23 protein-coding genes and 1 other annotated feature are annotated in these 25,999 nt (G+C 40.0%); of the genes, 14 read left to right on the plus strand and 9 right to left on the minus strand.

Features of this window, described 5'->3' with window-relative positions:
* Window positions 1-271 precede the first annotated feature (271 nt).
* The 8 genes from AU377_RS09480 (at window position 272) to AU377_RS09515 (ending at window position 10,171) form a co-directional block, all read left to right on the plus strand.
* The gene (locus tag AU377_RS09480; RefSeq protein ID WP_253724458.1) at window positions 272-988 is read left to right on the plus strand and encodes an ABC transporter permease; all 717 of its coding nucleotides are present in this window, start codon (window positions 272-274) and stop codon (window positions 986-988) included.
* Window positions 981-1,760 (plus strand): ABC transporter permease, encoded by a 780-nt coding sequence (locus tag AU377_RS09485; protein WP_067407344.1) that lies wholly within the window; start codon window positions 981-983, stop codon window positions 1,758-1,760. The genes AU377_RS09480 and AU377_RS09485 overlap by 8 nt, the downstream gene beginning before the upstream one ends.
* Window positions 1,761-1,799: 39 nt before the next feature.
* Window positions 1,800-2,840: an ABC transporter ATP-binding protein gene (locus AU377_RS09490; RefSeq protein WP_067407345.1), complete on the plus strand. Its 1,041-nt coding sequence runs from the start codon at window positions 1,800-1,802 to the stop codon at window positions 2,838-2,840.
* A gap of 24 nt (window positions 2,841-2,864) precedes the next feature.
* Window positions 2,865-3,920, plus strand: coding sequence for an ABC transporter substrate-binding protein (locus tag AU377_RS09495; protein WP_067407346.1), 1,056 nt, complete (start codon window positions 2,865-2,867; stop codon window positions 3,918-3,920).
* Window positions 3,921-3,990: 70 nt separating this feature from the next.
* A complete protein-coding gene (locus tag AU377_RS09500; protein WP_067407347.1) occupies window positions 3,991-5,703 on the plus strand; it encodes an adenine deaminase C-terminal domain-containing protein in 1,713 nt (570 codons plus the stop codon).
* Window positions 5,700-7,031 carry an amidohydrolase gene (locus tag AU377_RS09505; RefSeq protein WP_067407348.1) on the plus strand — a complete coding sequence of 444 codons (1,332 nt, stop codon included), beginning with the start codon at window positions 5,700-5,702 and terminating at the stop codon, window positions 7,029-7,031. Before AU377_RS09500 ends, AU377_RS09505 begins: the two co-directional genes overlap by 4 nt.
* Window positions 6,970-8,310, plus strand: coding sequence for a GGDEF domain-containing protein (locus tag AU377_RS09510; protein WP_082731996.1), 1,341 nt, complete (start codon window positions 6,970-6,972; stop codon window positions 8,308-8,310). Before AU377_RS09505 ends, AU377_RS09510 begins: the two co-directional genes overlap by 62 nt.
* A 616-nt stretch (window positions 8,311-8,926) precedes the next feature.
* The gene (locus AU377_RS09515) at window positions 8,927-10,171 is read left to right on the plus strand and encodes an OFA family MFS transporter (protein ID WP_067407350.1); all 1,245 of its coding nucleotides are present in this window, start codon (window positions 8,927-8,929) and stop codon (window positions 10,169-10,171) included.
* Window positions 10,172-10,220: 49 nt separating this feature from the next.
* Here AU377_RS09515 and AU377_RS09520 read toward each other — a convergent pair whose 3' ends face one another.
* From AU377_RS09520 to AU377_RS09530, 3 genes are all read right to left on the minus strand, one after another.
* Window positions 10,221-11,876 (minus strand): glycerol-3-phosphate dehydrogenase/oxidase, encoded by a 1,656-nt coding sequence (locus tag AU377_RS09520; protein ID WP_067407352.1) that lies wholly within the window; start codon window positions 11,874-11,876, stop codon window positions 10,221-10,223.
* Between the two features lie 140 nt (window positions 11,877-12,016).
* Window positions 12,017-13,303: a branched-chain amino acid transport system II carrier protein gene (gene brnQ / locus AU377_RS09525; protein WP_067407354.1), complete on the minus strand. Its 1,287-nt coding sequence runs from the start codon at window positions 13,301-13,303 to the stop codon at window positions 12,017-12,019.
* Window positions 13,304-13,314: 11 nt separating this feature from the next.
* Window positions 13,315-14,121, minus strand: coding sequence for a YitT family protein (locus tag AU377_RS09530; protein WP_067407356.1), 807 nt, complete (start codon window positions 14,119-14,121; stop codon window positions 13,315-13,317).
* Window positions 14,122-14,213: 92 nt separating this feature from the next.
* Window positions 14,214-14,462: a binding site (T-box leader), on the minus strand.
* Window positions 14,463-14,680: 218 nt separating this feature from the next.
* Here AU377_RS09530 and AU377_RS09535 point away from each other — a divergent pair.
* Window positions 14,681-15,337: a CoA pyrophosphatase gene (locus tag AU377_RS09535; protein ID WP_067407360.1), complete on the plus strand. Its 657-nt coding sequence runs from the start codon at window positions 14,681-14,683 to the stop codon at window positions 15,335-15,337.
* Window positions 15,338-15,421: 84 nt separating this feature from the next.
* Here the strand turns inward: AU377_RS09535 and AU377_RS09540 are convergent, their stop codons facing one another.
* Together AU377_RS09540 and AU377_RS09545 are read right to left on the minus strand one after the other, a co-directional pair.
* On the minus strand, window positions 15,422-16,321 hold the full coding sequence (locus AU377_RS09540; RefSeq protein WP_067407361.1) for a DMT family transporter: 900 nt from the start codon (window positions 16,319-16,321) through the stop codon (window positions 15,422-15,424).
* Window positions 16,322-16,476: 155 nt separating this feature from the next.
* The gene (locus AU377_RS09545; protein ID WP_067407363.1) at window positions 16,477-16,749 is read right to left on the minus strand and encodes an amphi-Trp domain-containing protein; all 273 of its coding nucleotides are present in this window, start codon (window positions 16,747-16,749) and stop codon (window positions 16,477-16,479) included.
* Between the two features lie 191 nt (window positions 16,750-16,940).
* Between AU377_RS09545 and AU377_RS09550 the strand changes: the two genes are divergently transcribed.
* Window positions 16,941-17,225, plus strand: coding sequence for a DUF2564 family protein (locus AU377_RS09550; protein WP_067407365.1), 285 nt, complete (start codon window positions 16,941-16,943; stop codon window positions 17,223-17,225).
* Window positions 17,226-17,281: 56 nt separating this feature from the next.
* On the opposite strand, the gene AU377_RS09555 is transcribed toward AU377_RS09550, so the two are convergent.
* Together AU377_RS09555 and AU377_RS09560 are read right to left on the minus strand one after the other, a co-directional pair.
* Window positions 17,282-18,439, minus strand: a complete 1,158-nt coding sequence (locus tag AU377_RS09555; RefSeq protein WP_067407367.1) for a M20 family metallopeptidase — start codon at window positions 18,437-18,439, stop codon at window positions 17,282-17,284.
* A 21-nt stretch (window positions 18,440-18,460) separates the two neighbouring features.
* Window positions 18,461-19,876, minus strand: coding sequence for a YfcC family protein (locus AU377_RS09560; RefSeq protein WP_067407369.1), 1,416 nt, complete (start codon window positions 19,874-19,876; stop codon window positions 18,461-18,463).
* A 600-nt stretch (window positions 19,877-20,476) separates the two neighbouring features.
* Between AU377_RS09560 and AU377_RS09565 the strand changes: the two genes are divergently transcribed.
* Entirely contained in the window at window positions 20,477-21,670 is a 1,194-nt protein-coding gene (locus AU377_RS09565; protein WP_067407373.1) for a DUF4317 domain-containing protein, read from the plus strand.
* A gap of 99 nt (window positions 21,671-21,769) precedes the next feature.
* Here AU377_RS09565 and AU377_RS09570 read toward each other — a convergent pair whose 3' ends face one another.
* Window positions 21,770-22,369 carry a class I SAM-dependent methyltransferase gene (locus AU377_RS09570; RefSeq protein ID WP_067407376.1) on the minus strand — a complete coding sequence of 200 codons (600 nt, stop codon included), beginning with the start codon at window positions 22,367-22,369 and terminating at the stop codon, window positions 21,770-21,772.
* 191 nt (window positions 22,370-22,560) lie between these two features.
* Here AU377_RS09570 and AU377_RS09575 point away from each other — a divergent pair, with 191 nt between their 5' ends.
* Together AU377_RS09575 and aes are read left to right on the plus strand one after the other, a co-directional pair.
* On the plus strand, window positions 22,561-23,343 hold the full coding sequence (locus AU377_RS09575; RefSeq protein WP_067407378.1) for a nucleotidyltransferase domain-containing protein: 783 nt from the start codon (window positions 22,561-22,563) through the stop codon (window positions 23,341-23,343).
* A gap of 35 nt (window positions 23,344-23,378) precedes the next feature.
* The gene (gene aes / locus AU377_RS09580) at window positions 23,379-24,350 is read left to right on the plus strand and encodes an acetyl esterase (RefSeq protein ID WP_253724460.1); all 972 of its coding nucleotides are present in this window, start codon (window positions 23,379-23,381) and stop codon (window positions 24,348-24,350) included.
* Between the two features lie 79 nt (window positions 24,351-24,429).
* Here aes and AU377_RS09585 read toward each other — a convergent pair whose 3' ends face one another.
* Window positions 24,430-25,101 carry a YitT family protein gene (locus AU377_RS09585; RefSeq protein WP_067407382.1) on the minus strand — a complete coding sequence of 224 codons (672 nt, stop codon included), beginning with the start codon at window positions 25,099-25,101 and terminating at the stop codon, window positions 24,430-24,432.
* Window positions 25,102-25,425: 324 nt separating this feature from the next.
* On the opposite strand from AU377_RS09585, the gene queF reads away from it, so the two are divergent.
* A complete protein-coding gene (gene queF / locus AU377_RS09590) occupies window positions 25,426-25,926 on the plus strand; it encodes a preQ(1) synthase (protein WP_067407387.1) in 501 nt (166 codons plus the stop codon).
* Window positions 25,927-25,999 lie beyond the last annotated feature (73 nt).

A 25,999-nucleotide genomic window follows, 5' to 3' on the forward strand; every position in this document is an offset into this window, starting at 1 on the left:
TTACGAACGTTAAAAAAAAGTACATAAAAAATGTTCGTATTTATATTGCCATCAAGAAAAGGTTTAACTATAATGCTTTTATGTTATAACAAAACAAATTCATGTTTATGAATTAAATTATACTTTTACTGGAAAGTGAGGCTCATAAATGACCCTTCGTAGAAAAATTCCTTATATTCTTTTGGCCCCAGGAATGATTCTTTTGATTTTGTTCTTGGTGTTGCCTTTAGTATCCATCATTTTTCCGACGTTCTTTGATGGAGGGTTTACCTTGGCAAATTATATCTCGTTCTTCATGGATGAGTATAACTTTGGTATTTTTTGGCGAACGCTCAAAATTTCCCTAATTGCCACTTTATTTTGCGTATTATTAGGCGTTCCGACTGCTTACTACATTGCACAAAGCCCTAAAAAATGGCGAAGCTTGTTAATGTCGATCACATTGTTTCCGCTGTTAACCAATTCGGTTGTGCGAAGTTTTGCTTGGATTACCATTTTGGGACAAAGTGGGATTATTAATACTACGTTCCTTAATCTTGGTCTAATTTCTAAACCTCTTACGCTGCTTTATACGGAGTTTTCTATAATGATTGGATCCGTGTATCTTTTCTTACCTTTAATGGTCATTACGTTAGTAGGGATTTTTGAAAATATCGATACATCCATTATGGAAGCTGCCGAAACGTTAGGAGCGAATCGTCTTCTTGCATTTATGAAAGTGATTTTGCCGTTAAGTGTGCCGGGAATTATTGTCGGCAGTATTTTGGTTTTCACAGGAAGTATGACCGCCTATACAACACCTCAATTGTTAGGTGGTAACCGAAATATCATGTTAGCCACTTTTTTATATCAAAATGCGACCGCATTAGGAAATTGGAAAGGGGCAAGTGTGATTGCACTCATTATGATTGTTGCGACCCTTATCGTGATGAAGTTATTCGACTGGGTGGCTAAACGTTTGGATAAGAGGGGTGAAGCAAATGCGTAAGAATGTTGGTTTAAATATTATTGCAGCAATTGTTTTTGCTTTTTTATTAATACCTCTATTCATTATCGTCATAACCTCTTTCGGAACGAACTCAACGATTCAATTTCCAATTAAAGGTTTTACATTTGAGTGGTATAGCAAAGTATTTTCCAATGCATCCTTTATGGACAGCTTCGTTTTAAGTTTAGAAGTTGCCTTTATTGGGACTTTATTGGCGGTGCTTGTCGGCGTTCCGGCTGCGTATTCCTTGGCGCGTCACGGGGTTTTCGGGCGTAATTGGGTCAAGAGCTTTTTCCTTTCGCCGACGATTGTACCAGGGTTGGTTGTTGGATATGCCTTGTATCAATTTATTGTGATTCAATTTCAATTTCCAATTATCCAGGGATTGTTATTAGGTCATTTTCTAATTTGCTTACCTTACGTGATTCGTGTTGTAGGTTCAACGATTGAGCAGTTGGATTTCTCGATTGAAGAAGTTTCGTGGACATTAGGCTGCACAAAGTTGCAAGCGTTTATCAAAATCGTATTGCCTAACATCACATCTGGAATTTTTGCTGCCTTCATGTTGGCATTCATCAATTCCTTTAACAATATTCCTGTATCTCAGTTTTTATCAGGTCCGGGTGTTACGATGCTCCCTACCAATTTAATGAATTATATTGAATATAACTATGATCCATCCGTTTCTGCATTATCTGTTATTTTAATGTTGGGTACGATCGTTTTGATGTTTATTATTGAAAAGACATTAGGGCTAGCAAGTATCTCATAGAAATATGGAGATTTTACGTGAAGGGAATGAATGAACAGAATGTCCTATGTTGAATTGAAAGATATTCGTGTGAGTTATGATAACACGACCGACATATTAAAGGATTTGAATTTATCGATTGAAAAAGGCGAGTTGGTTTCTTTACTAGGGCCGTCTGGTTGTGGAAAAACGACTACGTTACGGGTGATCGCAGGCCTAATTGAACCAAATGATGGCGAGTTCCTTGTGGATCAGAAAGAGTTAACAAAAGTACCGGTTCATAAACGTGATTTTGGCATGGTATTTCAAAGCTACGCTTTGTTTCCCCATCTCACAATCATGGAAAATGTTGCGTTTGGCTTGAAATTACGCAAGGAAAAAAAGAGCACCATTGAAAAAAAAGTAAAAGATATATTGGCCATTACAGGATTGGAAGCGTTGGCTGACCGTTATCCGAAGCAACTTTCGGGCGGACAAAGACAACGTGTAGCTTTAGCGCGCGCTTTAGTCATTGAGCCTAAATTATTATTATTGGATGAACCGTTAAGTAACTTAGATGCGAAATTGCGTGTAGCCATGCGAATCGAAATTAAACGAATCCAAAGCCAATTAGGGATTACATCTGTGTTTGTCACGCATGACCAAGAGGAATGTTTCTCCATTTCAGATCGAGTAGCTGTCATGAATAAAGGGGTCATCGAACAGTTCGACACACCGGAAGAGATCTACAAAAATCCAAAAACTGAATTTGTCGCCCGTTTTATCGGGTTTGAAAATTTCTTTGAATTAACACCAATAGAAGATGGGAAGTATAAGGCTGTTGATGGAACAGCTTTCCTATGCACCCGCAACAGGGAAACAGGAAAACAAACAGGAACGATCCGTCCGGATGATATTGATATTGTCGCAAGCACCGAGGCAAATGCAACTAATATCGTATCCGGGGTGGTGAAAGTCCGTACATTTTTAGGGAAGGCTTATCAATATGAGGTTGAAACCCCTATTGGTTCGCTGCTTGTAAATGAGGCGGATGATGAGGTCTATCAAGTAGGAGACGCCGTCACACTATCTATTCCAGCTCAAAAACTTATCATCGTTTAAACTCAATTTAAAGGAGAGAAAAAAATGAAGAAACGATTAGGATTAGTAAGTCTCACATTGGCAACTGCTGGTATCTTAGCGGCCTGTACCGGCGGCGGAGGAACGACGAAGGAAAAACCACAAACATTAGTCATTTCTACATTTGGCTTGGAACAAGACAAAATGGAACAAGACGTCTTCAAACCATTTGAGGAAAAATACAATGTAGACATTGTGCTAGAAACAGGAACGAGCTCAGAGCGTTTTACAAAATTGAAAAGTAATCCGAATTCAACAGTTGATGTCATCGAATTGTCTCAATCAAATGCGGCAGACGGAGTATCAGAAGGATTGTTTGAGAAAATTGATAGCACAAAAGTTCCTAATATGGAAAAGCTAATCGACAGCGCAAAAGATTTATCGGCAGATGGATCGGGACCAGCTTATACATTGAACAGTATTGGAATTGTTTACAATAAAAAGACGGCAGGAATGGAAATCAAGGAGTGGGATGACCTTTGGAATCCTGCCCTAAAAGGAAAGATCTCTATACCTGATATTACATCCACCTTTGGTCCGGCTATGCTTTATGTAGCGAGTCAGCATGAGAATACCGATATTACACAAGATAATGGGAAAGCAGCTTTTAAAGCCATCACAGATCTATCTCCAAACGTAGTGAAAACATATAGCAAATCCTCGGATTTAGCGAACATGTTCCAATCAGGCGAAATTGTTGCTGCGGTTGTTGGTGATTTTGCTGTCCCAATGATTACGCAATCTAATCCAGATGTAGCTTATCTTGTTCCGGAATCAGGCACATACGCTAACTTCAACACGATCAACATCAACAAAAACTCGAAGAATAAAGACTTGGCGTATAAATACATGGATTGGAGAATAAGCCAAGAAATACAAGAAAAAACGGCCAAATCTCTAAATGAGGCTCCGACAAATAAAGAAGTCGTATTGGATGAAGAAACGGCTAAGAATAAAACGTACGGTGCCATTGCTGAACGTACAAACAAAGTGGACTCGCAATTCGTAAATGAAAACCTTGAGAATTGGATCAATCAGTGGAACCGAATTTTAAATAAATAACAACGATGTAACGAGAAGGGCTAAGAATAAATCTTGGCCTTTCTCTTTTTCATAAAATGGAGGGGAAAAGATGAAAGTGGATGTGGCAATCCTTAATGGACAGGTGTTTAATACGTTCACCAAGAGGTTTGAAAAAAAACACGTGTCGATCATCGGCGACAAATTTTATTATATAACGGCTGATGAATTTGAGCACGTAGAGGCTCAGGAAGTTGTAGATGCAACCAATCAGTATATCGTTCCAGGATTGATCGATATCCATATGCATATTGAAAGCTCTATGACGTCGCCTGCAATTTTTTCCGGGGCCGCATTATCGCACGGCGTGACAACAGTGGTGGCAGATGCGCATGAGATTGCCAATGTGTATGGAATGGAAGGGCTGGAGTCATTCTTTTCGCAACCTAGCGTCATGGATATATTCTATGCGATCCCTTCATCCGTCCCTTCAACGACACCAGAACTAGAAACGACAGGCGGCTATATAGGCATGGAAGAAGTAAAGCAGCTTTTGCAGCACCCCAAAGTGATTGCTTTAGGTGAAGCGATGAATTTCAATGGAATCGTTAATGAACCAGATTCATTGATCCGGCAAATTATAAAAACAGTTCAAGAAGAACGACCTTTTATGCCTTTAGAGGCCCATGTTCCCCGTGTTTCAAGATTGGACTTGGCAAAATTTTTATATGCAGGCTTGGCGGCTGATCATACGCATCAGACGCCTGAATCGATTGATGAAAAGATCACCAACGGGATGTTTTTGGAGCTTCAAAAAAAATCGATCACGCCGGAAAATATCCGTGTCATCGTTGAAAATAATTTTTATGAATATGTGGCATTTGTTACGGATGATGTGATGGCGGACGATTTGTTGGATGGGCATTTGAATGCGCTTGTTCGATTAGCAATTTCTTGCGGTATGCCAGCAGAACAGGCGCTTTACTGTGCTACCTATACGCCTGCCAGACGAATGGGATTCCAGGACCGTGGGGCGATTGTCTCCGGTTTCAAAGCTGACTTTGCATTGCTGAATGACGTTGAAAGCGTAGACATCGCGGCTGTGTATAAAGACGGGAAATTAGTCCACGAACGAGGAAATGAGATCCAGTATCCGGAAGAGAGACCGAATTTCCCAGCACATTTTTACGAATCCATCCACTGTCGCACGTTAACATCTGAGGATTTAAGGATAAAGGTGAATGCATCTGAGAAGGCTATCGTTAATGTCATTCAAATTGCAGAAGTGGGGACATTTACTGAACATGTCCAGCGAGAAGTAGCTATTGTAGATGGATGTTTGGATTGGGAGAATAGCGGATTAGCGTTAATTGTTGTCATGGAACGGTATGGAAAGACCGGTGACATTGCCTATGGATTTGTGGAGAATGCGCTGGTTGAAAAAGGAGCAGTTGCAACAACATGGGCACATGATCATCATAATGTAATGGTGATGGGAACGTGTGCAGAGGGTATCATTGCAGCGCAAAAACAATTAGTAGACATAAAGGGCGGCTATGTAGTGACACAGGATGGGAAGGTGAAAGCCGTTTGTCCATTACCAGTTGGCGGCATTATTAGCGATGCGCCAATCCAAGAACTAGGTGCACAATTAAAAGAAGTTCGTCAGGCAATGGTTGCATTAGGCTATCGCAATCGCAATGAAATTATGTCTTTCTCGACGCTATCATTACCTGTTTCACCTGTTATTAAAATTACCGATAAAGGGATGATGAATGTACGTTCTCAAATGATGATCCCATTAATTGAAGGTGAAAGAAATTGAAAATAGTTATTAAAAATGCATGGATTTTAACGATGAATGAGCGAATGGAACAATTTCGCCATGGTTATTTAGTTGCTGATGAGCACATTATTGAAGTGGGGTCGATGGATTCCATGCCGGAGAATCTTATCTATGATCAATGCATCGATGCGAAAGGTGCGATTTTGTTGCCTGGCATGGTAAACACGCATACGCATATTGGCATGATTCCATTTCGCTCATTAGGTGATGACTATCCGGACCGTTTACGCCGCTTCTTATTCCCGTTGGAAAACGACTGCATGAATGAACAGCTTGCATACACGAGCGGTAAATATGCCATTGCTGAAATGCAACTTGCCGGTGTAACGACTTTCTTTGATATGTATTATTTTGAACATCAATTGGCCATAGCGGCGGAGGAAATGGGGGCCAGAGCCCTTTTAGCTGAAACCGTCATTGATTCGGTCACGGTTGATGTGTCGGAGCCGCTGGGCGGCTTGCAATACGCCGAACAATTTTTGCCGAAATGGCAGGGGAATAAAAAAATTCAAGCATCGATCGCACCGCATGCCCCGTATTCCGCTACTATTGAAGCGTTGCAGCAGGCCGATCGTTTATCTAAAACGTTCCAAGTGCCGTGGATGATGCATGTGAGTGAAATGGATTTTGAAATGGAAAAATTCCGGAAAGAACGAGGTCAAACACCCATTGAATTTTTAGAGGATATAGGCGTATTAAGTTCGAGGCTTGTGGCAGCCCATTGTATTCATTTGACTGATCATGATATTGAGCTATTGCAAAAGTATGATGTAAAAGTGGCCCATTGTATTGGTGCTAATACGAAATCTGCCAAAGGTGTGGCCCGGGTGCGGGATTTACAATCTGCTGGTGTAACAGTGGGGTTAGGAACGGATGGGCCAAGCAGCGGGAATACGCTAGATCTCTTCAGCCAAATGCGATTATTCGCTAATTTCCATAAAACCCATTTGCAGGACCGTAGCGCATTTCCTGCAGAGGAGATTGTAAAGCTTTCGACCATTGAAGGAGCGAAAGTATTAGGTCTGGATGGGCAAATCGGTTCCATCGAGGTAGGGAAACAAGCAGATTTCATCCTCGTAGAAACCGATTCAGTCAATATGTTTCCTATTTTTGATCCCTATTCGGCTTTAGTATATTCTGCAAATGCTAGTAACGTAAGTGACGTATTCATCGCAGGAAAACAAGTCGTGGCAGAGAAAAAGCTAGTGAATCATGATGTAACAACACTGCGGGCAGAACTGTCAAATGCCATGGAACAATGTGGATTTAAAAAAAGAGCGTTACGAGCAATGGAGGATAGGATATGAGATGATAAAATCTTTCAATTTAGAGATTCTTGATTCGTTATTAGATCAAATCGCCGTCTTGGATACGGATGGATCTATTATTGCTATTAATCAATCTTGGGTAAATTTCTCACTTGAAAATGGTGGGGATTTACATAAGAGCGGAGTCGGAAGCAATTACCTTGCCGTTTGCCCTAAAGAGATTCAAGACGGCATTGTGCAAGTACTAACAGGTACAAGTGACAGTTTTACCTATGAGTATCCGTGTCATTCTACTGCTGAACTTCGTTGGTTTTTATTAAGAGTTACGCCGATCACAATAAATGAAAGCACTGGAGCCGTTGTGTCACATGTAAATATTACAGACAGAAGGTTGCTAGAGATTCGGTTAGAAAGAAAAGAGCGGCTCTATCGTCATATTGCTGAAAACTCAACTGATTTTATTTCATTGCACACTATTGACGGAAAGTATATTTACGTTTCACCCAATTTTTCCTTTGTACTGGGGTACTCCCCTAGTGAGCTGGTAGGGAAATCGCCGGCTGATTTCATATATGACGACGATATCAAAAAGATACAACTTCTTACTGATAACCCCCATGAGATAGGTGAAATTAAAACTGTCACTTACCGTTTTAGATGTAAAAATGGTAACTATATTTGGATGGAATCCAAGTATAAGCTTGTATTGTCTGTCGATAAAGTATCAGATGAAATGATATGTGTTTCTAGAGATGTCACAAAAAATAAGCAGAAGTTAATAGAGTTAGAGGAGGAAAAGAAATCATTAAGAAAGAGGGTTTATACGGATTCATTAACAGGCATTTCTAATCGTCGATATTTTAATCGTCAATTTAAAAAGGCTTATCAAACATATCGTCAAGACGGCATTCCCTTTTCTTTAGTAGTCATAGACATTGACTATTTTAAACAATATAACGATACATACGGGCATAAAAAAGGGGATGAATGCTTAATTAAAGTCGCCGATGCACTTGCTAGCGGTGTTAGAAAAAATGATCGTGTGTGTAGAATAGGCGGAGAAGAGTTTTGTATCATCTTCCCGAATACAAACGAAGAAAAAGCGATAGCTTTAGCAGAAAGAATTTGTAAGAAAGTAAAAGGATTAAAAATTCCTCATGAAAATTCAAATGTGAGTAAGTATGTTACTGTCAGTATTGGTGTTTCAACTATAAGTAGTAGTTTTGAGTCTGTTAATCAGGAAGAATTATTTCAATTAGCGGATCAGGCTTTGTATCAGTCAAAAAAGAATGGAAGAAACCGAGTGAGTTTTAATTAGCGTGAGTTTTAATTAGCTGTCTCTTCGTATAATAATTGTGTGAGTGAGTGTCTTCATTATAGTAAAGGCTATGGAACTAAAACAAGAGCATTGCAAGCGATAGCGGGGAAATAAGGAGATTGGGAAAGGGACATAGAACTGTAATTAGAAAAAAACACAATGAAATAAAGCCCTTACTATCGGCATGTGCTGGCAACAGGATTCTAGGCTTCAACAATGGTTAGGTGGTGTAAATCCACCTATTAACTTGGTTTTCTTCCCCGTATTTCTCTATACGCAATCCATTCGAATCACTATATCCACACTAACATTACGGTTAGCTCCCGTTACTATGGCTGTACATGATTCAACAAATAAGAGAAGATATGGTAGCAAGTTAAGTAAAGGGGAGCCTTGAGATAGAAGGCATCTTTGTAGGTATAATATGTGATCTAATTGCTGCATTTGGTTTTACCATTTTGCGTTATTGACATTTTTTAATATCTGTCTTAAGGTTTATTGAACGATTCACAAACCCATTTCAGAATAATTTACTGAGTGGCATTGTGAAACCCTTCACAATCATAATTAATCGTTTATCAAACTAATAGCTAGCGCAAAAGAAAGGATGTAATACATGAACGTTGGACTCAATCGCTGGAGAATTTTAATTGCATCTACGCTTATCAACCTTTGCGTTGGGGCAGTGTATGCGTTCAGTATTTTTGCTCTCCCACTAACAGCAGTACTCGATGCGTCAATGGGCGAAATTATGATGGCATTTACCATTAACGCGGCCCTTTTCCCAATTCCGATGATTATTGGTGGGAAATTAGTCGATAAAGGCGGTGCGAAAATCGCTATCATCATTGGGGGTATTTTATTTGGACTTGGCTTTATTTTATCCGGTTTCGTGACAGCCCCATGGATGTTATATATTACGTACGGTGTCCTTGGCGGGATGGGACAAGCAATGGTTTATGCTGTAACGATTGGTAACTCAGTGAAACTATTCCCAGATAAAAGAGGTTTAGCAACAGGAATCGTAACAGCGGGATATGGCGGTGCGGCCATTATCATTGCACCGATTGCCAACGCATTAATTACAAGTAATGGCGTCCAGCCTACAATGATGATGCTTGGCATTGCGTTTTTAGTGATCATTTTAAGTAGTAGTCTATTCGTGAAACCTTGTCCAACTGGTTATGCGCCAGAGGGGTGGACGCCGCCAGCAGCTAATCATGGCGGACTAAATGTTCCTTGGAATGAAATGATTAAAAAACCTATATTTTATGTCATTATCAGTATGTTTTTAATCGGTGCCTTATCAGGAATGATGGTAACCGCTAATGCTTCTGTCATCGGACAAACGATGTTTGGTTTATCAGCAGCAACTGCAGCGCTCTACGTAAGCTTATACGCGCTTAGTAATTGTCTGGGGCGTGTTTTTTGGGGCGCTGTATCAGATAAAATCGGACGTACAAAGTGCTTAATGATGATCTACTTGGTCATTGCGGCGGCGATGTTGACGATTGCTTTATCGACTTCGGTTGCAGGATTTGCAGTGGCGATTATCGGGATCGGACTATGCTTTGGTGGAACGATGGGGATATTCCCTTCCATCGTTGTTGAGAAATTTGGGACGAAGTTTTATGGCGTCAATTATGGGATCACTTTTACCGGTTATGCAGGAGCAGCATTTTTTGGGCCACGGATCGCGAATGGTGTTGCAGCAGCAAATAACGGCATGTTCACCAACGCTTTCTATATTGCTTTAGCGATTTCTTTAGTTGGTTTCGCATTAACTTTTATTTTTAAAGCGATGGAAAATAAACAACAAACAACGAGTATCATTGCAACAGAAACAGAAACTGCTATTTAAAACGAAAAGGCAGGCACCATTGTATAGATGGCGCCTGCCTTTTCTGAGCTTAAGTAGATGGAGTCGTTGTTTCTTTTAAAGCTTCTTCCAACTGTTGTGTAAATAAGCGTGTTTGTTCATCAGTCCATTTAAATTGATAAGCCATATAGTGTAAGACCTCGTTTTTCCAATCCCTTACTAGATTGATATTAAATAACAGATCCCCTGTACGGCGATGAAAGAAATCAACTGGACCCGTTATCATTTCATATTCAATTGCGTAAATAAGTTTTGCAAATAATACGGTGGGCAAATGAGATGCCAATAGATCATGTTGATGCTGCTTAATTAAATCAAATACTGTTAAAACATTTGAGCCGTATATTGTAGCCAAATGGGTCGCTTCATCTACTGTCAGTCCCACTTCTGTTCCTTTTTTTAGCTGACTTTTAATAAAGCTGTTAAAGTTAGCAGATCCCCCAACATCCCCGCCAGAAATCGGTAAATTTTTCGTTTTACATGAAGAAAAAAGGCACTGTTCTTCTTTCAAAAACTTTTTAACCAATAAGTCCGTAATTGTTTCGGCCATTTTTCGATAGCCTGTCAACTTTCCACCAGCAATCGTGATGAGTCCAGATTCTGATTCCCAAATTTCGTCTTTCCTAGAAATTTCGGAGGGATCCTTTCCTTTTTCATGGATAAGGGGTCTAACTCCTGCCCAACTGGACTCAACATCTTTTTCGCTAATATCAACATTTGGAAACATATAGCGAATCGCTTCAAGGATATAACTTCTGTCTTCCGCTGTCATGCCTGGGTTCATCGGGTCCGCATCGAAAAATGTATCTGTTGTCCCTACATACGTTTTTCCATCCCGCGGGATCGCAAAAACCATTCTGCCATCCGGTGTATCAAAATACATGGCTTGCTGTAATGGAAAACGTGATTGATCGATCACGATATGAACACCTTTAGAAAGCTTAAGTGTTTTCCCTTTTTTGGAATGATCAAGATCACGAATATGATCAACCCAGGGACCAGTCGCATTCACAATTTTTTTGGCGTGAATTTCATATTCCACGCCTGTTAAAAGATCTTCTACTAAGACACCGTGGATGATCCCATTGTTGTATAGTAATGCTTTCACTTTCGTATAGTTTAATGCGGTCGCGCCCTTTTCCACAGCCTTCTTGATCACTTCTAATGTAAGCCGGGCGTCGTCGGTACGGTATTCAACGTAATACCCCCCGCCTTTTAAATACTCTTTTTTAAGAAGCGGCTCTTTTTTCAACGTTTGCTCTGCAGTTAGCATTATTCTACTTTCTGTCTTCTTCACTCCAGCTAGAAAGTCGTATACTTTTAGACCAATTGACGTACTAAATCTTCCAAACGTTCCGCCTTTATGAAAGGGAAGTAACATCCATTCTGGTGTCGTGACATGAGGTCCATTTTCATAAACAATAGTCCGTTCTTTCCCTACTTCAGCAACCATTTTCACTTCAAATTGTTTTAAATAACGAAGTCCGCCATGAACAAGCTTCGTTGAGCGACTGGAAGTCCCAGCTGCAAAATCTTGCATGTCAACAAGGGCAGTTTTCATTCCTCTCATTGTCGTATCTAACGCAATCCCTGCTCCGGTAATTCCCCCGCCGATGATCAGCACGTCAAATAATTCCCTTTTTAACTTTCCAACAATAGTTTCTCTATTTAGATTCGAAAATTTCATGGTGAGTTTCCTCCTTATAAAAAAAGAGAATACAAACGACATTATCCTTTCACGTTATTCTATCAATACTTATAGGTCTTTCATTCATATAGAAAAGAAAAACGGGAAATCCAATAAAGGAAATTCCCGCTTTGTATATTTTATGATTTGCGATGCATAACATAACCAATCGCTGCCGCTAAAAGGCTTGGTAACGTCCATCCCAATCCATGTTCGTAAAGAGGCAGATAGGACAAGATGGAATTAAGCAGATCAATGCCAATATTGAAAGTATTCAGTACATCATAAAAGGCAAACAAAGTGACGACTGTAATGGCGTAGACATACATTTTCTTTCTTTCTCCAAAGAAGTGCTGGAAGAGTGATAGAACCACGAGCACGATCGATATGGGATAGATGAAAATGAGTAAAGGTACCGCAATTTGTAAAATAAGTGCCAAACCAAGGTTTGAAAATATCATACCGACGACTACAAAAATGAGGGTGAATCCTTTATAAGAAATCTTCGGAAAAATCTCATTAAAGAATCGCGCACAAGCATTGATCAGTCCAACACAAGTCGTTAAGCAGGCAAGGATTACGATTGTTCCAAACAACACATTACCGCCGAAACCAAATAATTGATGAGAGGCCATCACTAAAATTTCTGCTCCGTTTTCAAGTGATTGATCATGTGGCAACACACGTCCGATCCAGCCAAGTGATACATAAACGATCGCAAGTCCCGCCGAGGCAATAAGTCCAGAATAGACAGTTCCTCGTACTAAATCTTTTTGATCAGTTGCTCCTTTGTCTTTTAATCCATTGATAATGACGATTCCAAAGGCGAGTGCAGCCACTGCATCCATTGTGAAAAATCCTTCAAAAAAGCCTTTAATAAAAGGGGTGGATTGGAATTTTTCAGCAGGTGAAACGTCTGTATACGTAAAGGTTAAAAAAGCACGAACGAATAAGATGGCTAGTACAATGAGTAGTGCAGGGGTAAGGAGTTGTCCCACATAGTCAATTACTTTTTTAGGGTTCACACTTAGTAAGTAAGTCAAACCAAAGAAAATAAGTGAAAACAAAAATAAAGGCAACTTCCCTTCGACACTGAACACTTGCATAAACCCTAATTCATACGCAACATTTGACGCGCGGGGAATACCGTAAAACGCGCCAATGGACATATAAATAATGATGGCAAAAGCATATCCAAATACAGGATGCACACGTTGCCCCATTGATAAGAGTCCATTATCGGATAAGGCAACGGAAATAATTGTTAATAGTGGCAAGAAAACTCCGGTTAGTATAAATCCGACGATCGCAGCAACAAAAACATTTCCAGATTCCATCCCGAGAAAGGGCGGGAAGATCAGATTTCCCGCTCCGAAAAATAAAGAAAACAACGTAAATCCAGAGAATAACACATTCTTTTTACTCATTTAAAATCCTCCTAATTTTTTGCGAAGAAGCCGTCGACCTCAACAGTTTCAAATATATTGATAAATGCATTTTCATCATGTTTGCGAACAATTTTTTTAATCTGGGATGTCTCGTAGCGTGTGACAACCATCATGACAATTTGTTTTTTCTCTTGTGAGTAGCCGCCATAACCTTCCATGATTGTAATCCCCCGATAGATGGAGTCCAATAAATCTTTTCGAATACATTCACCTTTTGAAGTGACAATTTGCATGGTCACTTTCACCTGGTCCGTGTGAATTGTATCAATCACCTTTCCGGTCAAATAGATAGATAAAAGTGTGTATAATGCGATATTCCAATTAAAGGCAGCACCGGAAATGAGAACAATAATGCCATTCATACCTGTGAGAAGAAGACCAATACTCATATTACTCGTTCGTGACAGGATAATCGCAATGATATCTAAACCACCGGAAGTTCCAGAAGACTTTAAAATCATACCGATGCCAAAGCCCCCTATGATCCCTCCAAAAATACAGGAGAGCAATATATTGTCTGTCAGAGGAACCGCTGGCAATGCGTATAAGAAAATAGAAAGTGATAAAACACAAACGAGTGTATTGATCGTAATTGTTTTCCCGAGTTTATAGTAGCCTAAGATGAGTAAGGGAATATTCAGCAATAGATTCATCAAGCCAATATTAAATGGCGTAACTAATCCGATTAAAATTGCAATCCCACTAATCCCACTACTCAAAATTCCATAAGGAACTAGAAAGAAATTAAAGGCAAAAGCCACAACTAATGATCCTAAAATAACAATTAAGTTTTTCACGATCGTTTACCCCCTTGCATGATAATTGTATTATTTCTAAAATTGCGAGAAGTAATCCCTCCGTTTTCCGCATAAAAAAAACTCGCCCCTAAATAAGGGACGAGTTTGCGCTCGCGTTACCACCCATAATTCCGTCAGTTTCTTAAAAGAAACCATACGGCTCTCAGTCAACGTACAACCATACGTGTTCCATGTTAACGGTGGAAATCCGGCAAAGCCTACCAACTTCAGCTTTGCATCTCGGAGATGATTTTCGGATAAGACTGTCCATCGGCTTCCACCAAATGCCGACTCTCTGAAGAACATGATTCTTTTCTTACTCTTTCTCGTCATGATTTTAATTATTAAAAGTAATTTATCATGAGTGAAATGACGGGTCAATATATTTTGATAATATAATATTAATCCTAATGTTCCCTATATTGGGTCTATTTATAAGTCACATGCAATTTGGTACTTTGACGAAGTCAATAGACTGTCAAGAACGTTTAGGCAATTGCAATAAAAACGATTCATGATACGATAAAATGAAAACAAATATCGAAGTGGGGGGATTTCCGTGTTCCTAGATCAATTGAAAAAACAGTTAGATGAAAATCAATCGTTATTCATAGGAGAAGAAACAGCTTTTCGTTCAGCCGTTTTAATTCCATTAGTTCAAGTGGACGGGGAATGGCATATCCTTTTCGAAGTACGTGCATTTACGATGAGAAGACAACCAGGTGATATTAGTTTTCCTGGAGGTCGAATTGACTCCACGGATTCAACGCCATGGGCAGCGGCTTTACGGGAAACACATGAAGAACTGGGCGTTGACCCGCAGACGGTGAAGCTTGTACGGCCATTAAGCCCATACATTGCTTCCCCTGAATTTGTCGTCTTTCCATTCGTGGCGACGATTGATTACAGTCAAGTGATTCATTCTTACAACAAAAAAGAAGTGGAAGAAGTATTTACAGTCCCAGTCAAATGGCTATTGAATCATGAGCCTTATATGCATATGGTATCCGTTGAAATGGCACCTTCCTCAGACTTTCCATTTGAAAAGATCGTAAATGGTGCGCAATATCAATGGCGTACGCGTTCAATAGAAGAATGGTTTTTTGAATATGAGGAGTATACAATTTGGGGATTAACAGCTAGAATTTTGAAACACTTTTTGGAAATTGTCAAAAAAAGTGATGCCATCAATTTTGAAAGTTCAATTTCTCAATAACATGATCTAGTTATCAGTTTTGTATTGATCTAAAGAAAAGGAGAGCGCTTAAGTACAAAGCGTTCTCCTTTTCTTTATGAATAGTCACCTCTGAATAGGCTTCCTCATTCTAAAAAGACTGCTGCCAAGTTCATTTAACGCAATCGCCGCTAGGATAATCGCTGTACCGAGCCATTGGAGCGGTGTGATCGCTTCTGACAAAATAATGCTGGCTGATAGGATTGCGACTGGTAGTTCAACGGACGTTAAGATATTGGCAAGTCCGCCTGAAACCAATGGTGCGCCCACTGCAAAAAATAGTGGAGGAAGGACTGCTCCAAAGAGTGAAACCCCAACGGCAGTCGTTAATAAGTTAGCCTCAAGTGGCAGTACAGTTGGAATGTCGCGCATGAATACGATCAGGATTAATATCATTGACCCAGTCGCCATGATAGAAGTCCGCGTCAATGGATCGACATGTACGGCAACCTTCCCGCTGAAAAAAATAAATCCGGCATACGTAAATGCGGATAAAATACCAAAAAGGAACCCTTTTACAGGCAATCCTTGTATATTGCCATTTAAATTAGCAGCAAAAAAGACCCCGACTAAAATTAAGCCAATGGATGCGATGGTTACAGGGGCAGGTTTTATTTTACTGAAAATCCATTCTAACAGAATGCCGATCCAAACGAATTGGAACATTAAGATAATTGCGAGTGAAGCCGGCAAATATTGCATCGCACCATAATAAAAAATACTTGTGAGTCCGACAAAACATCCGGTGATCATAATGAGCGGGATATTCCTTGCGTTCAGCCCTTTAAAGCTCGATCGTTTTATGAGCGTTAAGGACCATAAAAAAAATGACGAAAAGATCATTTGAACGATATTAATTTGGCCAAGTGAGTAGCCGTAGCCAAACCCTAATTTCGCAAAGATCGGTGTAAAACCAAAACATCCAGCACCTATTAATACAAATAAAATGCCTTTATTAAATTTCATCATGATGCCTCCTTGGTGCCAAAATACCATCACACTATTATATCATGTATAGGTGAAATATTGGATGCGTCCTCTTCGAAATGAGCTTTAAACGCAATGACATCAAAAAGAAAAACGAGGAGAACAGTAATACTTGCTCCTCGTTCGCGATGTTCTCATTCAAAAGCTAGTGTTGAACCTTCGTCCCCTTCGCGCCATTCTAGTTCCATTTCAAATTTGTGTTGATCCCTGCGTTTTTCCAGCTTGATTTCCAATTCAACGTTTGAAGAAGGTTTCACTTCGACCGGTTGTCCATTTACCGTCAATGTAAAGGAACCTTCTTCTTTCAATTTTTTGGCGATCGTTTCAAAATACGTGGCAGCATTGGCAAGAGTCATTTTTTCCTCAAAATCGATAAGGATTTCTTTCCTGTTTTCTAATCGAGTCATCAAAAATCTTCCCCCTTTGCTTATACTACTTTCATTTTATTTAAAACTTCAGTCAAATGGTAGAAATATGCCTTCTGATGCAGAAGTGTCTGTAATCGTCTTCGCCAAACGTGCGCGCGAATATTTTCTGGATATTTTACAATACTAAGTTCGCTGTAACGTATCTTATTGGAGGAAGGGAAGAAATATAAATGACTAAGGACTCAGGCACACCCAGTTGGAAGCAGGATCATCCAAGCGCTCATTTTAGTAATTCTGTCCAAAAGGCAGAACGTGCAGTGAAGCAAGCGATGTCACATCCAGAAGAGATCGCAATTGAGCATGCGTTCAATTCAATAGCACGTGCGGAAAACGCCTACAACAATGCAGAACAGTATGATGAGCATATGGATGGAGTTCCGCAACACAAAGAACAATTGGACTTGATGAAGCAGCAATTGAACGAAGTCCGTGACAGGTTGAAAGAAGATCAGTAGAAAAAGTAAAAGAAGGAGAACGCCCGATAGGAAGCGTTCTCCTTCTTTTACTTTATTCAAGCATTCAAGGCCAATTGAAGCATGAGTTCAATGCCCGCAGGGATCGCTTTCTCGTCTAGATCGAACTTTGGATGATGATGAGGGAACGCGCTGATTTCACTTTGCATACCAACGTTAATAAATACACCTGTTTTTTCTTTTAAGTAAAATGCATAATCTTCTGCACCCATTACAGGCGCTAACGGCATAAATACATCGTCGCCGAAAGTCTGTTGGATGATCTCTTTTGCAAAATCGCATGCTTCAGGATGATTGTATAGCGGCGGAGTGCCTTCGATTGGCTGATAATGTCCTTTCGCACCAAAGCTTGCACAGATTGACTCGGTTAGCTGTGCTGTCTTCTCATTCATTAATTGAGCGCCTTCGAACGTCAATGCCCGAATCGTTCCATTCAACGTTACTTTGTGTGGAATGACATTATAAGAATTGCCAGCTTGCATGCCGCCAAAAGAAATGACACCCGCGTGCAAAGGATTTAAGTTTCTGCTGACAATCGATTGGAATGCTTGGATCAGGTGAGTTGCGATATAGATGGGGTCAACGGAATCATGCGGGTACCCTCCGTGACCGCCCTTGCCCTCAATCGTAATATCAAAATCATCACTTGAAGCCATCGCATAGCCTGTTGCAAAACCAATTTTACCGAGTGGAACATCGGACATATAATGGATGCCATAAATGGCATCCACACCATCCAAAATGCCTTCTTTGACAAGCTGTTGAGCCCCGCTAGGCGATGCTTCTTCAGAACTTTGGAAAATGAAGACAATATTGTTTTTTACTGCTTGCGGATTCATGCTCATCCATTTGGCTACTGCCAGTAGAGTCGCCGTATGCCCATCGTGACCACAGCCATGCATGACACCGGGAACTGTTGAAATATAAGGCGTGTCCCCTTCTTCATGAAGAGGAAGGGCATCCATATCTGCTCGAAGTGCAATCGTTTTATTTCCTTCAGTGCCTTTAAAATAAGCGATGACGTTTGGAGCAGAAAACTTCTGATCTACCGGGATGCCGAATTCCACTAATTGTGCTTTTACATATGCAGCTGTTTCATACTCTTGCCCGGACAGTTCAGGGTGCATATGAAAATGCCTGCGCTGCTCAATGGTCCAGTTGATTAAATCTGTATCTATAAGTTTTGTTTGAAACATCGTAAAGCCTCCAAAAGTTTTTTAGAATGGGCCGTATTGAATGACCTGTGCAATAATGAGGAACACAACACAGATCGTAATTTGAATAACTATAAAGGGCAGTATCCATTTGATCCACTTTGTAAAAGGAATACCTGCAACGGCAAGTCCTGCAAGTAATACACCTGACGTAGGGAAAATTGAATTCGACACGCCGTCCCCAAGTTGAAATGCGAGTACCGCAGTCTGTCTTGTCACACCAACAAGGTCGGCCAATGGTGCCATAATTGGCATTGTAAGCGCTGCTTGCCCACTTCCTGATGGTACCAGAAAGTTAAGAACAAGTTGTAAGAAAAACATGCCAATAGCGGTTAACATTGGCGAAAACTCACTTAAAAGAGTGGAAGCGAAATATAGAATGGAATCGATTAGTTTTCCATCTTGAAACACGATAAGAATGGCCTGTGCAAAACCAATGATTAATGCACCGCTTATGACATCCTTGGTCCCGTCAATGAAGCTATCTGCTATTTTGTTTGGCCCTAGCTTGCCAACAATCCCAATCAGAACACCAAATAATAGGAATAAGGCTGCGATTTCGGTAATATACCACCCAAATTTAACGACACCAATGATTAGAACGACAAAGTTGAATAAAAAAGTGATTAATACCCATTTATGACGAGTAGTTAACTTTGTGTTTGCATCCAATTCAACTTGCGTTCCTTCCCGATAATTCCCTAAATACCTCAGTTCAGGATTCGCTTTAATTTTTTTGGCATAGCGGTAAACGTAAAGGACACCGGCAATGTACAGGACAGCGAATAGGATAATTCTGAGACCCATGCCAGAGAATGTAGGTAATTCTGCAATACTTTGTGCGACGCCGACATTAAAAGGGTTCAAGACAGCGCTCATAAAACCAATCGTTGCGCCAAGTGAAACAATGGCATACCCGACCATTGCATCCAACCCTAGAGCAATCGCCAATGGAGTAATAATGGCAATGTATACAATGGTTTCTTCCGCAAGCCCCATCAATGTACCGGCTATCGCAAAAAATAGCATGACGACAGGGATGAGCAATAATTCTTTATTTGCAACTTTTTTCGTTATATTTACAACCAAGGCATCTAATGCACCGGTTGCTTTTAAAATACCAAAAGCACCACCAACAATTAAAACAAAGAAAATAATACCGGCACCATTGGTCATACCACCGTGAATGCTTGTGAAGATGTGGAAGAATCCGACTGGCGATTGTTCGACTAGCTCAAATGAGCCGGGAACAACAACTGTCCTTCCATCTTTTTCAAGTCGTTCATATTCGCCTGCCGGCAAAATATATGTCAAAATCATGGAAATGACGATGACGAAGAAAAGTAAGACAAAAGCGTTAATATCGAAACCTTTATTTACTTTGTGTAAGTTTTGATCTTCTATTTTGTTCTTTTTCATGTCATAAACTCCCTTGTGTTTTACAAAATGTTAAACAGGACGAATTTTTATGCAGTTGATTGTAATATATATACAGGAATTATGCAATGAGTTTTGTAGTTGTCGAAAGTATTATAATAATCTAAACAGAATATATAATGGAAATACCAGGAGGCCATCCTATAAAGTGTATGATACTTTATAGGATGGCCAATTAGGAACAGATCATTATATTCATCCAAAATTGATCACTGTACTTTTGGACGGGTGAGCAATTGCAGACTATTTCAGGTTAAACATGTCTCTTTTCCTCTTTCACCGACAGAATCTCCACGTTAGCCCCATATTCCCCCCTGATCAACTTCCTTGCACCGACGGGGTTTCTCGCGGTGACTTGCTTTATTTCTTTTTCCCCATTTAGTTTCATTTCTACGAGGAAGCATTTAGATCCGCACATCATGTGAATCCCTCATTTCTTGGACTTTCTCTTCATTTTAGGGGAACTTCATTTGAGTTGTAAAATAAGGGGCTAGGCACTTCTAGGATCATCTCATTCTTTTTTCGTATATAATGGAATTTTATATTCGATAAAACGGATGAAGCAGGGAGTTGAAATGAGACATGAACAAGAAAGACATTGCGGCGATTCGCAAACAATTTAAGTTAGACACGGATTTACTGACGATCACGGATATTTATAAAGTGTATATTAAGCAGGAAAGCAGCGACATCTATCATGAAGAGAGCCAGCCGTTTGCGCTGTTGGATCGGGAGCAACAGGAGTTGTTTTTAAACAACTTTAAAAAAGTGTTAGGTGGAAAATTAGGGATTAAGCTATTTGAAGTGAAGTTCAAACGTCAAGAGGAGGAGCAGCCGGATCATACGCAGACGCATTTGTACGAGGGACTCCATACGACAGACGTAGAGGAATGGAAGGCAGACATGCAGCGCATCGCCGAGAAGATGGTGGAAGATACTCAATATGAAAAGGATTTAGTCGTCACTTTCATTCGGGGGAACTATTTTAAACCGACGAAACGGCATTCTGAAGAGGAAGAAGCGGCGGAGCGGGATGAAGTGTATAAAAATCCTTTCATTCTCTGCAGCATGAACCAGACAGAGCTGCCGAAACAGTCACTTGTATTTGATTTCAACAAAAAAGAATTTAAATCCAGTACGATGCTCGATCCAATTATTAACCTTACTTCTCCTATCGGTGGGTTTTTATTCCCATGTTTTACAGACAATGGGGCAGACGTTAATCATGTCCTGTACGCCGCTGGTAAAGCGAATAAGCCGAATGTTCATTTTATCGAGCAAGTGTTAAATGGGGAAGACATTATGACGGCCGCGGATGATAAAGCGGTCTTTGAGGAAATTGTAAAAGATTTGGTGGGGGATGAAGTAAATACAAAAACCCTTGCCAGTGTTTATGATGAAATCAACAGTATGTTGATTGTCGAAGACGAGGGAGACGGAGAAGAGGAAAGCCTGCCTACTTTGGATACGAAAGAAGTGGAGCGTGTCCTAAAGGCAAGCGGTGTGGAAAATGTGAGCACGGAAAAAGTGGAAATGGCATTTCGGAAAGTCATCGATGATCAAACGTACGAAATGAAAGCAAGTCATGTCGTCCCAAGCTACACATCCAAATCCATCAAAATCGAGACAAAAGTCGCGAATATCGCAATCAGCCCACAGGATTTAAGATATGTGCGGCAAGTTACGGTCGATGGCAAACGCTGTATTTTGATTGAGGTAGAAGAAGACACAATGATTGAAGGATTTACGCTTCTTTCCGAAGAATTATTGGATTAAAAAGGGCGTTTGAGAGATTGTCAAGAAAGTGCCAGGCGCCATGACACATTGTTTAGTGTCTAAAGGTGCCTGGCTTTTCATTTTGGAATCCTCTTTACATTAAGCGAGTCGGTAAATCAAAAACTTACCGTACTTACCGTGATCGCTATGCGCTTTTATTTTATTGATCAGCTTGAAGGGGGTTTCTTTCTTGAGGAATTTTTTAAACTCGGGGAGCGGGTAATAGAGGATCATATCCACAGTTCGCTTTTCTTGTTCGACAGAACGCAAAATGTTGCGGACCACTTGTTTGAATATCGTTACCGAAAAAGGATTGAAAAAGTAAAAGGTATTGTCTTCTGGCTCCACCTGATATTGTTCAGCGAGACCGAATTCAAATCGGATCGGTGCATGAAGATGTTTGTTTTTCTGTCTGTATACAGCTTTGTTATACAGCGCTTCCTCGTAAGTTTTATCATTCATTTCTACACCTGTTACAGGCACGTTAAAATGGTGATGAATATAAAAGGACACTCTGCCTCTTCCGCTGCCAAAATCTACGACACGATCAGTCGGTTTTACTGTATAGGAACGAAATAACTTTTCAAGTGCAGCGTAAGGTGTCGCTTCATACCTATTATAATTATCGGTTTGCTGACGCCATTCTCTTAGACCCACTGTACGGATTTGCAACATTCGATCAAATTTTCTTTCACCCAATTGTTCATCTTTCTCCATTTCAATTATATTAAACTTCTATAAAGTCCTGTTCTATCGTATGAACACCTGCTGCTAAAGGCAAGACGATAGCGTATTTTGTCGAAAAGTTGTACCTAATCATAAATTCTAGTCAGAAGTTAATCCTATTAGGAATAAGTGATATACACAGATAAGACAAGGAATGATGTAAAATGAACGATCTCATCAAAGATCAATTAAAAGAAATAGAAGAAAATTTCCAAGTGAAGATCTTGTATGCTGTAGAATCTGGCAGTCGGGCATGGGGTTTCCCGTCAAAAGATAGTGATTTTGATGTCCGGTTTATATACATTCATCGACCGGAATGGTATCTTTCGATTGATCCACAAGGGGTGGGCACAAAGAAAGATGTCATTGAATTGCCGATCAACGACTTATTGGACATAAGTGGTTGGGAAATCACGAAGGCTTTGCGGCTTTTTAGAAAGAGCAATCCTTCTTTATTGGAATGGATGGGGAGCCCGATATTGTATTACCAAACGTCCACATTGATCGATCAATTGCGCGGGTTAGAATCTGAAGTCTTTGATTCCAAAGCGAGTTTGCACCATTATTTAAATATGGCGAAAAACAATTTTGGAGAACTGCAAGGATCAGAAGTGAAAATGAAGCGTTATTTGTATGCACTTCGGGCGGTATTTTCTTGTAAATGGATTGAGAGGAGCAACACAGCACCGCCAATTGATTTTCAGGAATTGTTGACGGAGATCGTACCCGATGGACTGTTAAAGAATCGTATGAAGACTTTGTTGGAGCGGAAGATGGCTGGAGATGAATTAGATTATCAGCACAAAATTCAAGTCATTAACGATTACTTAGACCATGAAATCATGTCTATTGAAGCTTACATTCAAACAATCAGGGTCAAAAATGAGAATCCGACCCCAAGGCTGGATGAATTATTTCGGGCTACATTGAAAGAAGTATGGGAATGAATAACCCAAGTTGTAAACACGGATGGTGAATCAAAATGAACAAATTAGATGCTTACAAAATGATGACCCCTAAAATGCGTGAAGTGTTAAAAAAGCAAGCTGAGCTTGTGGGCGATGCTTTTTCGACAGACGTAACGTATGAAGAAATGCGTGACAACTACACAAAGGAAAGAAAGTATTGGAATGCAGGCGGTCCAGAGCCGCAACGAACTGTTAATGTAGAAGTAGAAGGGCCTCACGGAACATTTGCGACCCGGATCCATTACCCGAAAAAAAGAACGGGAAAAGGTGCCATTGTTTTTATTCATGGCGGCGGGTTTACGGTTGGGAATCTCGACACGCATAGTAAGGTGATGCGTCTTTTGATGGAAGAAGCAGAATCAGTTGTCATTGGTATTGACTATCATTTAGCGCCCGAGTATCAATATCCTGTACAAGTAGAAGAATGTGCATTTTTAGTGGAATGGCTACGGAGTCGTGCGGAACAATATGAGATTGATCCAAATGATATTGCCCTTGCAGGAGATTCAGCGGGAGCGAACTTATCTTTAGCGACAGTTCTATATTTGAGGGATCAACAGAAGGATATTTCTTCTATACGTGCTTTGCTTCTGTATTATGGAACGTATGGGCTTACTGATTCCACGTCGTTCCGTTTACTAGGCGGGGATTATGACGGGTTGAGACGCGAAGATTTAAATGCTTATTTAAAAATGTATATCGGAGGCGAAAACGGAGATTTACGTTATTTTGATTGTGTTTCAAATGATTTAACGGAAGGGATCCCTCCTTGTTATATTGCTTGCGGAGAGGTCGATCCGCTTCGAGACGACAGTAGATTGTTATATGAGATGTTAACGCATTATGAACAAAAAGCAGTGTTAGAAGAATTTAAAGGAATGATCCATGCGTTCTTGCATTATTCCTGTATGTTGCCGGAAGCGACAGAGGCTATACGAAACGGGGCGAATTTCTACAAGTCATTATGTCATAAGGACCCATGCTAATGTTACACGTGGAACGTCGTTACAACAAACTCAAAAATATTCAGCTCTTCTACTGATTATTTTTGAGTTTGTTTTTTCTTCAATTCGCCAGATTTCCATCTTTGTGTACCCATTGCTGAAGAGGCTGCTGGAAATGTGCCATCATCCATCCTAAAACTTTTCCGATGAAATAGGCAGCAACGATTGTTCCGACGCCGATCGATCCAAATGATTGAATGAAAATTAAACAAGTAACAGCAGCTACCAAAACATTTATCAAATCACTGCTAATTTTTGCTTTGCTAAATTCTAGTTTAAATCGTTCACTGACGACAAATGTTAACGTATCATAAGGCATTAACGGCAGTTTTGCTGTGAAGTAGTTGAGCAACCCAAACGACACGACGAATAAGCTAATGATTAAATAGATCCAGCGGAGAATCATTGTTTCAGGCGTTGGGAGAAGTTGGACGATGAATAACGTAGCATCCATAAAAAATCCAAAGAAAAAGGTAATGATTAATTGAAGTGCAAAGTTTTTGAGATCGATCCGTTTCCTTAAAACAGCCTGACAAATAATAAATAAGACATTTGCAATGACGGTTGTGATCCCAATTGATAATCCAGACGTTAACGTGAACGCATATGCGAGGGAAGAAACAGGCGATACGCCAAGCCCTGCTTCAATTGAAAAACTAACGCCAAGTGATAAGAAAAACAAACCGAGTAGATATACAATGACTTGCTTCGTTGTTACTTTTCTATGTGTCATGAATATCACACATCCTTTTATACTTCGGAGTTCATCATTATTATTATAAAATTAACACGTTTATAAAAGCCATAATTTTGTCCATTCTTTTCGTTGACGATTCGCCAACTATTGACTATCATTGTGATGAAGTAATCCCCGTCCTTGAACGGGAGAGGTTCATAGCTGATACCCTCTATAAAAAACTATGGATTCATGACAATTCGCCATGTCCATATGCGGACGTAGCTTTTTTATAGGTTGATTCCTTTAGTTATAAGATAGATTGGCAGCATGAACCCTCTTGTAAAAGCGATGGGATCCATTGTACAGGAGGGTTTTTACATGTCTGGCAGAAGCCACGAAGAAGGATTAAAGGATTTAACATTATTGGGCAATCAAAATACCCAATACACTTTTAAGTATGCACCAGAAGTATTAGAATCAGTAGACAATCTGCATGTGAATCGGGATTATTTTGTGAAGTTTAATTGCCCGGAGTTCACAAGTTTGTGTCCACTTACGAATCAACCCGATTTTGCAACGATGTATATTTCGTATATTCCCGATCAGAAACTGGTAGAGAGTAAATCACTAAAGCTATATCTTTTCAGCTTTAGAAATCATGGAGATTTCCATGAGGACTGCGTCAATATTATTATGAATGATTTAATCGAGCTACTTGATCCAAGATATATTGAAGTGTGGGGTAAATTCACGCCGCGTGGTGGTCTTTCGATCGATCCATGGTGCAACTATGGAAAGCCGGGGACGAAGTATGAAGAGATGGCACATTTCCGTTTGATGAATCATGATCTTAATCCTGAAAAGATCGATAATCGATAAGGGGAATTACGACGACACCAATCGTTTATGTGCTTGTCCATTTTATAAGAAAGCAAGAACTAGGCATCACAGT

The sequence above is a fragment of the Sporosarcina sp. HYO08 genome, from assembly GCF_001563475.1.
GTDB lineage: Bacteria > Bacillota > Bacilli > Bacillales_A > Planococcaceae > Sporosarcina.

What these genes read in the sequence shown, in the direction of transcription:
- AU377_RS09485 (WP_067407344.1), top strand. Translation starts at nt 981, where the DNA reads ATGCGTAAGAATGTTGGTTTAAATATTATTGCAGCAATTGTTTTTGCT.
- AU377_RS09490 (WP_067407345.1), top strand. Translation starts at nt 1,800, where the DNA reads ATGTCCTATGTTGAATTGAAAGATATTCGTGTGAGTTATGATAACACG.
- AU377_RS09495 (WP_067407346.1), top strand. Translation starts at nt 2,865, where the DNA reads ATGAAGAAACGATTAGGATTAGTAAGTCTCACATTGGCAACTGCTGGT.
- AU377_RS09500 (WP_067407347.1), top strand. Translation starts at nt 3,991, where the DNA reads ATGAAAGTGGATGTGGCAATCCTTAATGGACAGGTGTTTAATACGTTC.
- AU377_RS09510 (WP_082731996.1), top strand. Translation starts at nt 6,970, where the DNA reads ATGCCATGGAACAATGTGGATTTAAAAAAAGAGCGTTACGAGCAATGG.
- AU377_RS09515 (WP_067407350.1), top strand. Translation starts at nt 8,927, where the DNA reads ATGAACGTTGGACTCAATCGCTGGAGAATTTTAATTGCATCTACGCTT.
- AU377_RS09520 (WP_067407352.1), bottom strand. Translation starts at nt 11,876, where the DNA reads ATGAAATTTTCGAATCTAAATAGAGAAACTATTGTTGGAAAGTTAAAA.
- brnQ (WP_067407354.1), bottom strand. Translation starts at nt 13,303, where the DNA reads ATGAGTAAAAAGAATGTGTTATTCTCTGGATTTACGTTGTTTTCTTTA.
- AU377_RS09540 (WP_067407361.1), bottom strand. Translation starts at nt 16,321, where the DNA reads ATGAAATTTAATAAAGGCATTTTATTTGTATTAATAGGTGCTGGATGT.
- AU377_RS09545 (WP_067407363.1), bottom strand. Translation starts at nt 16,749, where the DNA reads ATGACTCGATTAGAAAACAGGAAAGAAATCCTTATCGATTTTGAGGAA.
- AU377_RS09550 (WP_067407365.1), top strand. Translation starts at nt 16,941, where the DNA reads ATGACTAAGGACTCAGGCACACCCAGTTGGAAGCAGGATCATCCAAGC.
- AU377_RS09555 (WP_067407367.1), bottom strand. Translation starts at nt 18,439, where the DNA reads ATGTTTCAAACAAAACTTATAGATACAGATTTAATCAACTGGACCATT.
- AU377_RS09560 (WP_067407369.1), bottom strand. Translation starts at nt 19,876, where the DNA reads ATGAAAAAGAACAAAATAGAAGATCAAAACTTACACAAAGTAAATAAA.
- AU377_RS09565 (WP_067407373.1), top strand. Translation starts at nt 20,477, where the DNA reads ATGAACAAGAAAGACATTGCGGCGATTCGCAAACAATTTAAGTTAGAC.
- AU377_RS09575 (WP_067407378.1), top strand. Translation starts at nt 22,561, where the DNA reads ATGAACGATCTCATCAAAGATCAATTAAAAGAAATAGAAGAAAATTTC.
- aes (WP_253724460.1), top strand. Translation starts at nt 23,379, where the DNA reads ATGAACAAATTAGATGCTTACAAAATGATGACCCCTAAAATGCGTGAA.
- AU377_RS09585 (WP_067407382.1), bottom strand. Translation starts at nt 25,101, where the DNA reads ATGACACATAGAAAAGTAACAACGAAGCAAGTCATTGTATATCTACTC.
- queF (WP_067407387.1), top strand. Translation starts at nt 25,426, where the DNA reads ATGTCTGGCAGAAGCCACGAAGAAGGATTAAAGGATTTAACATTATTG.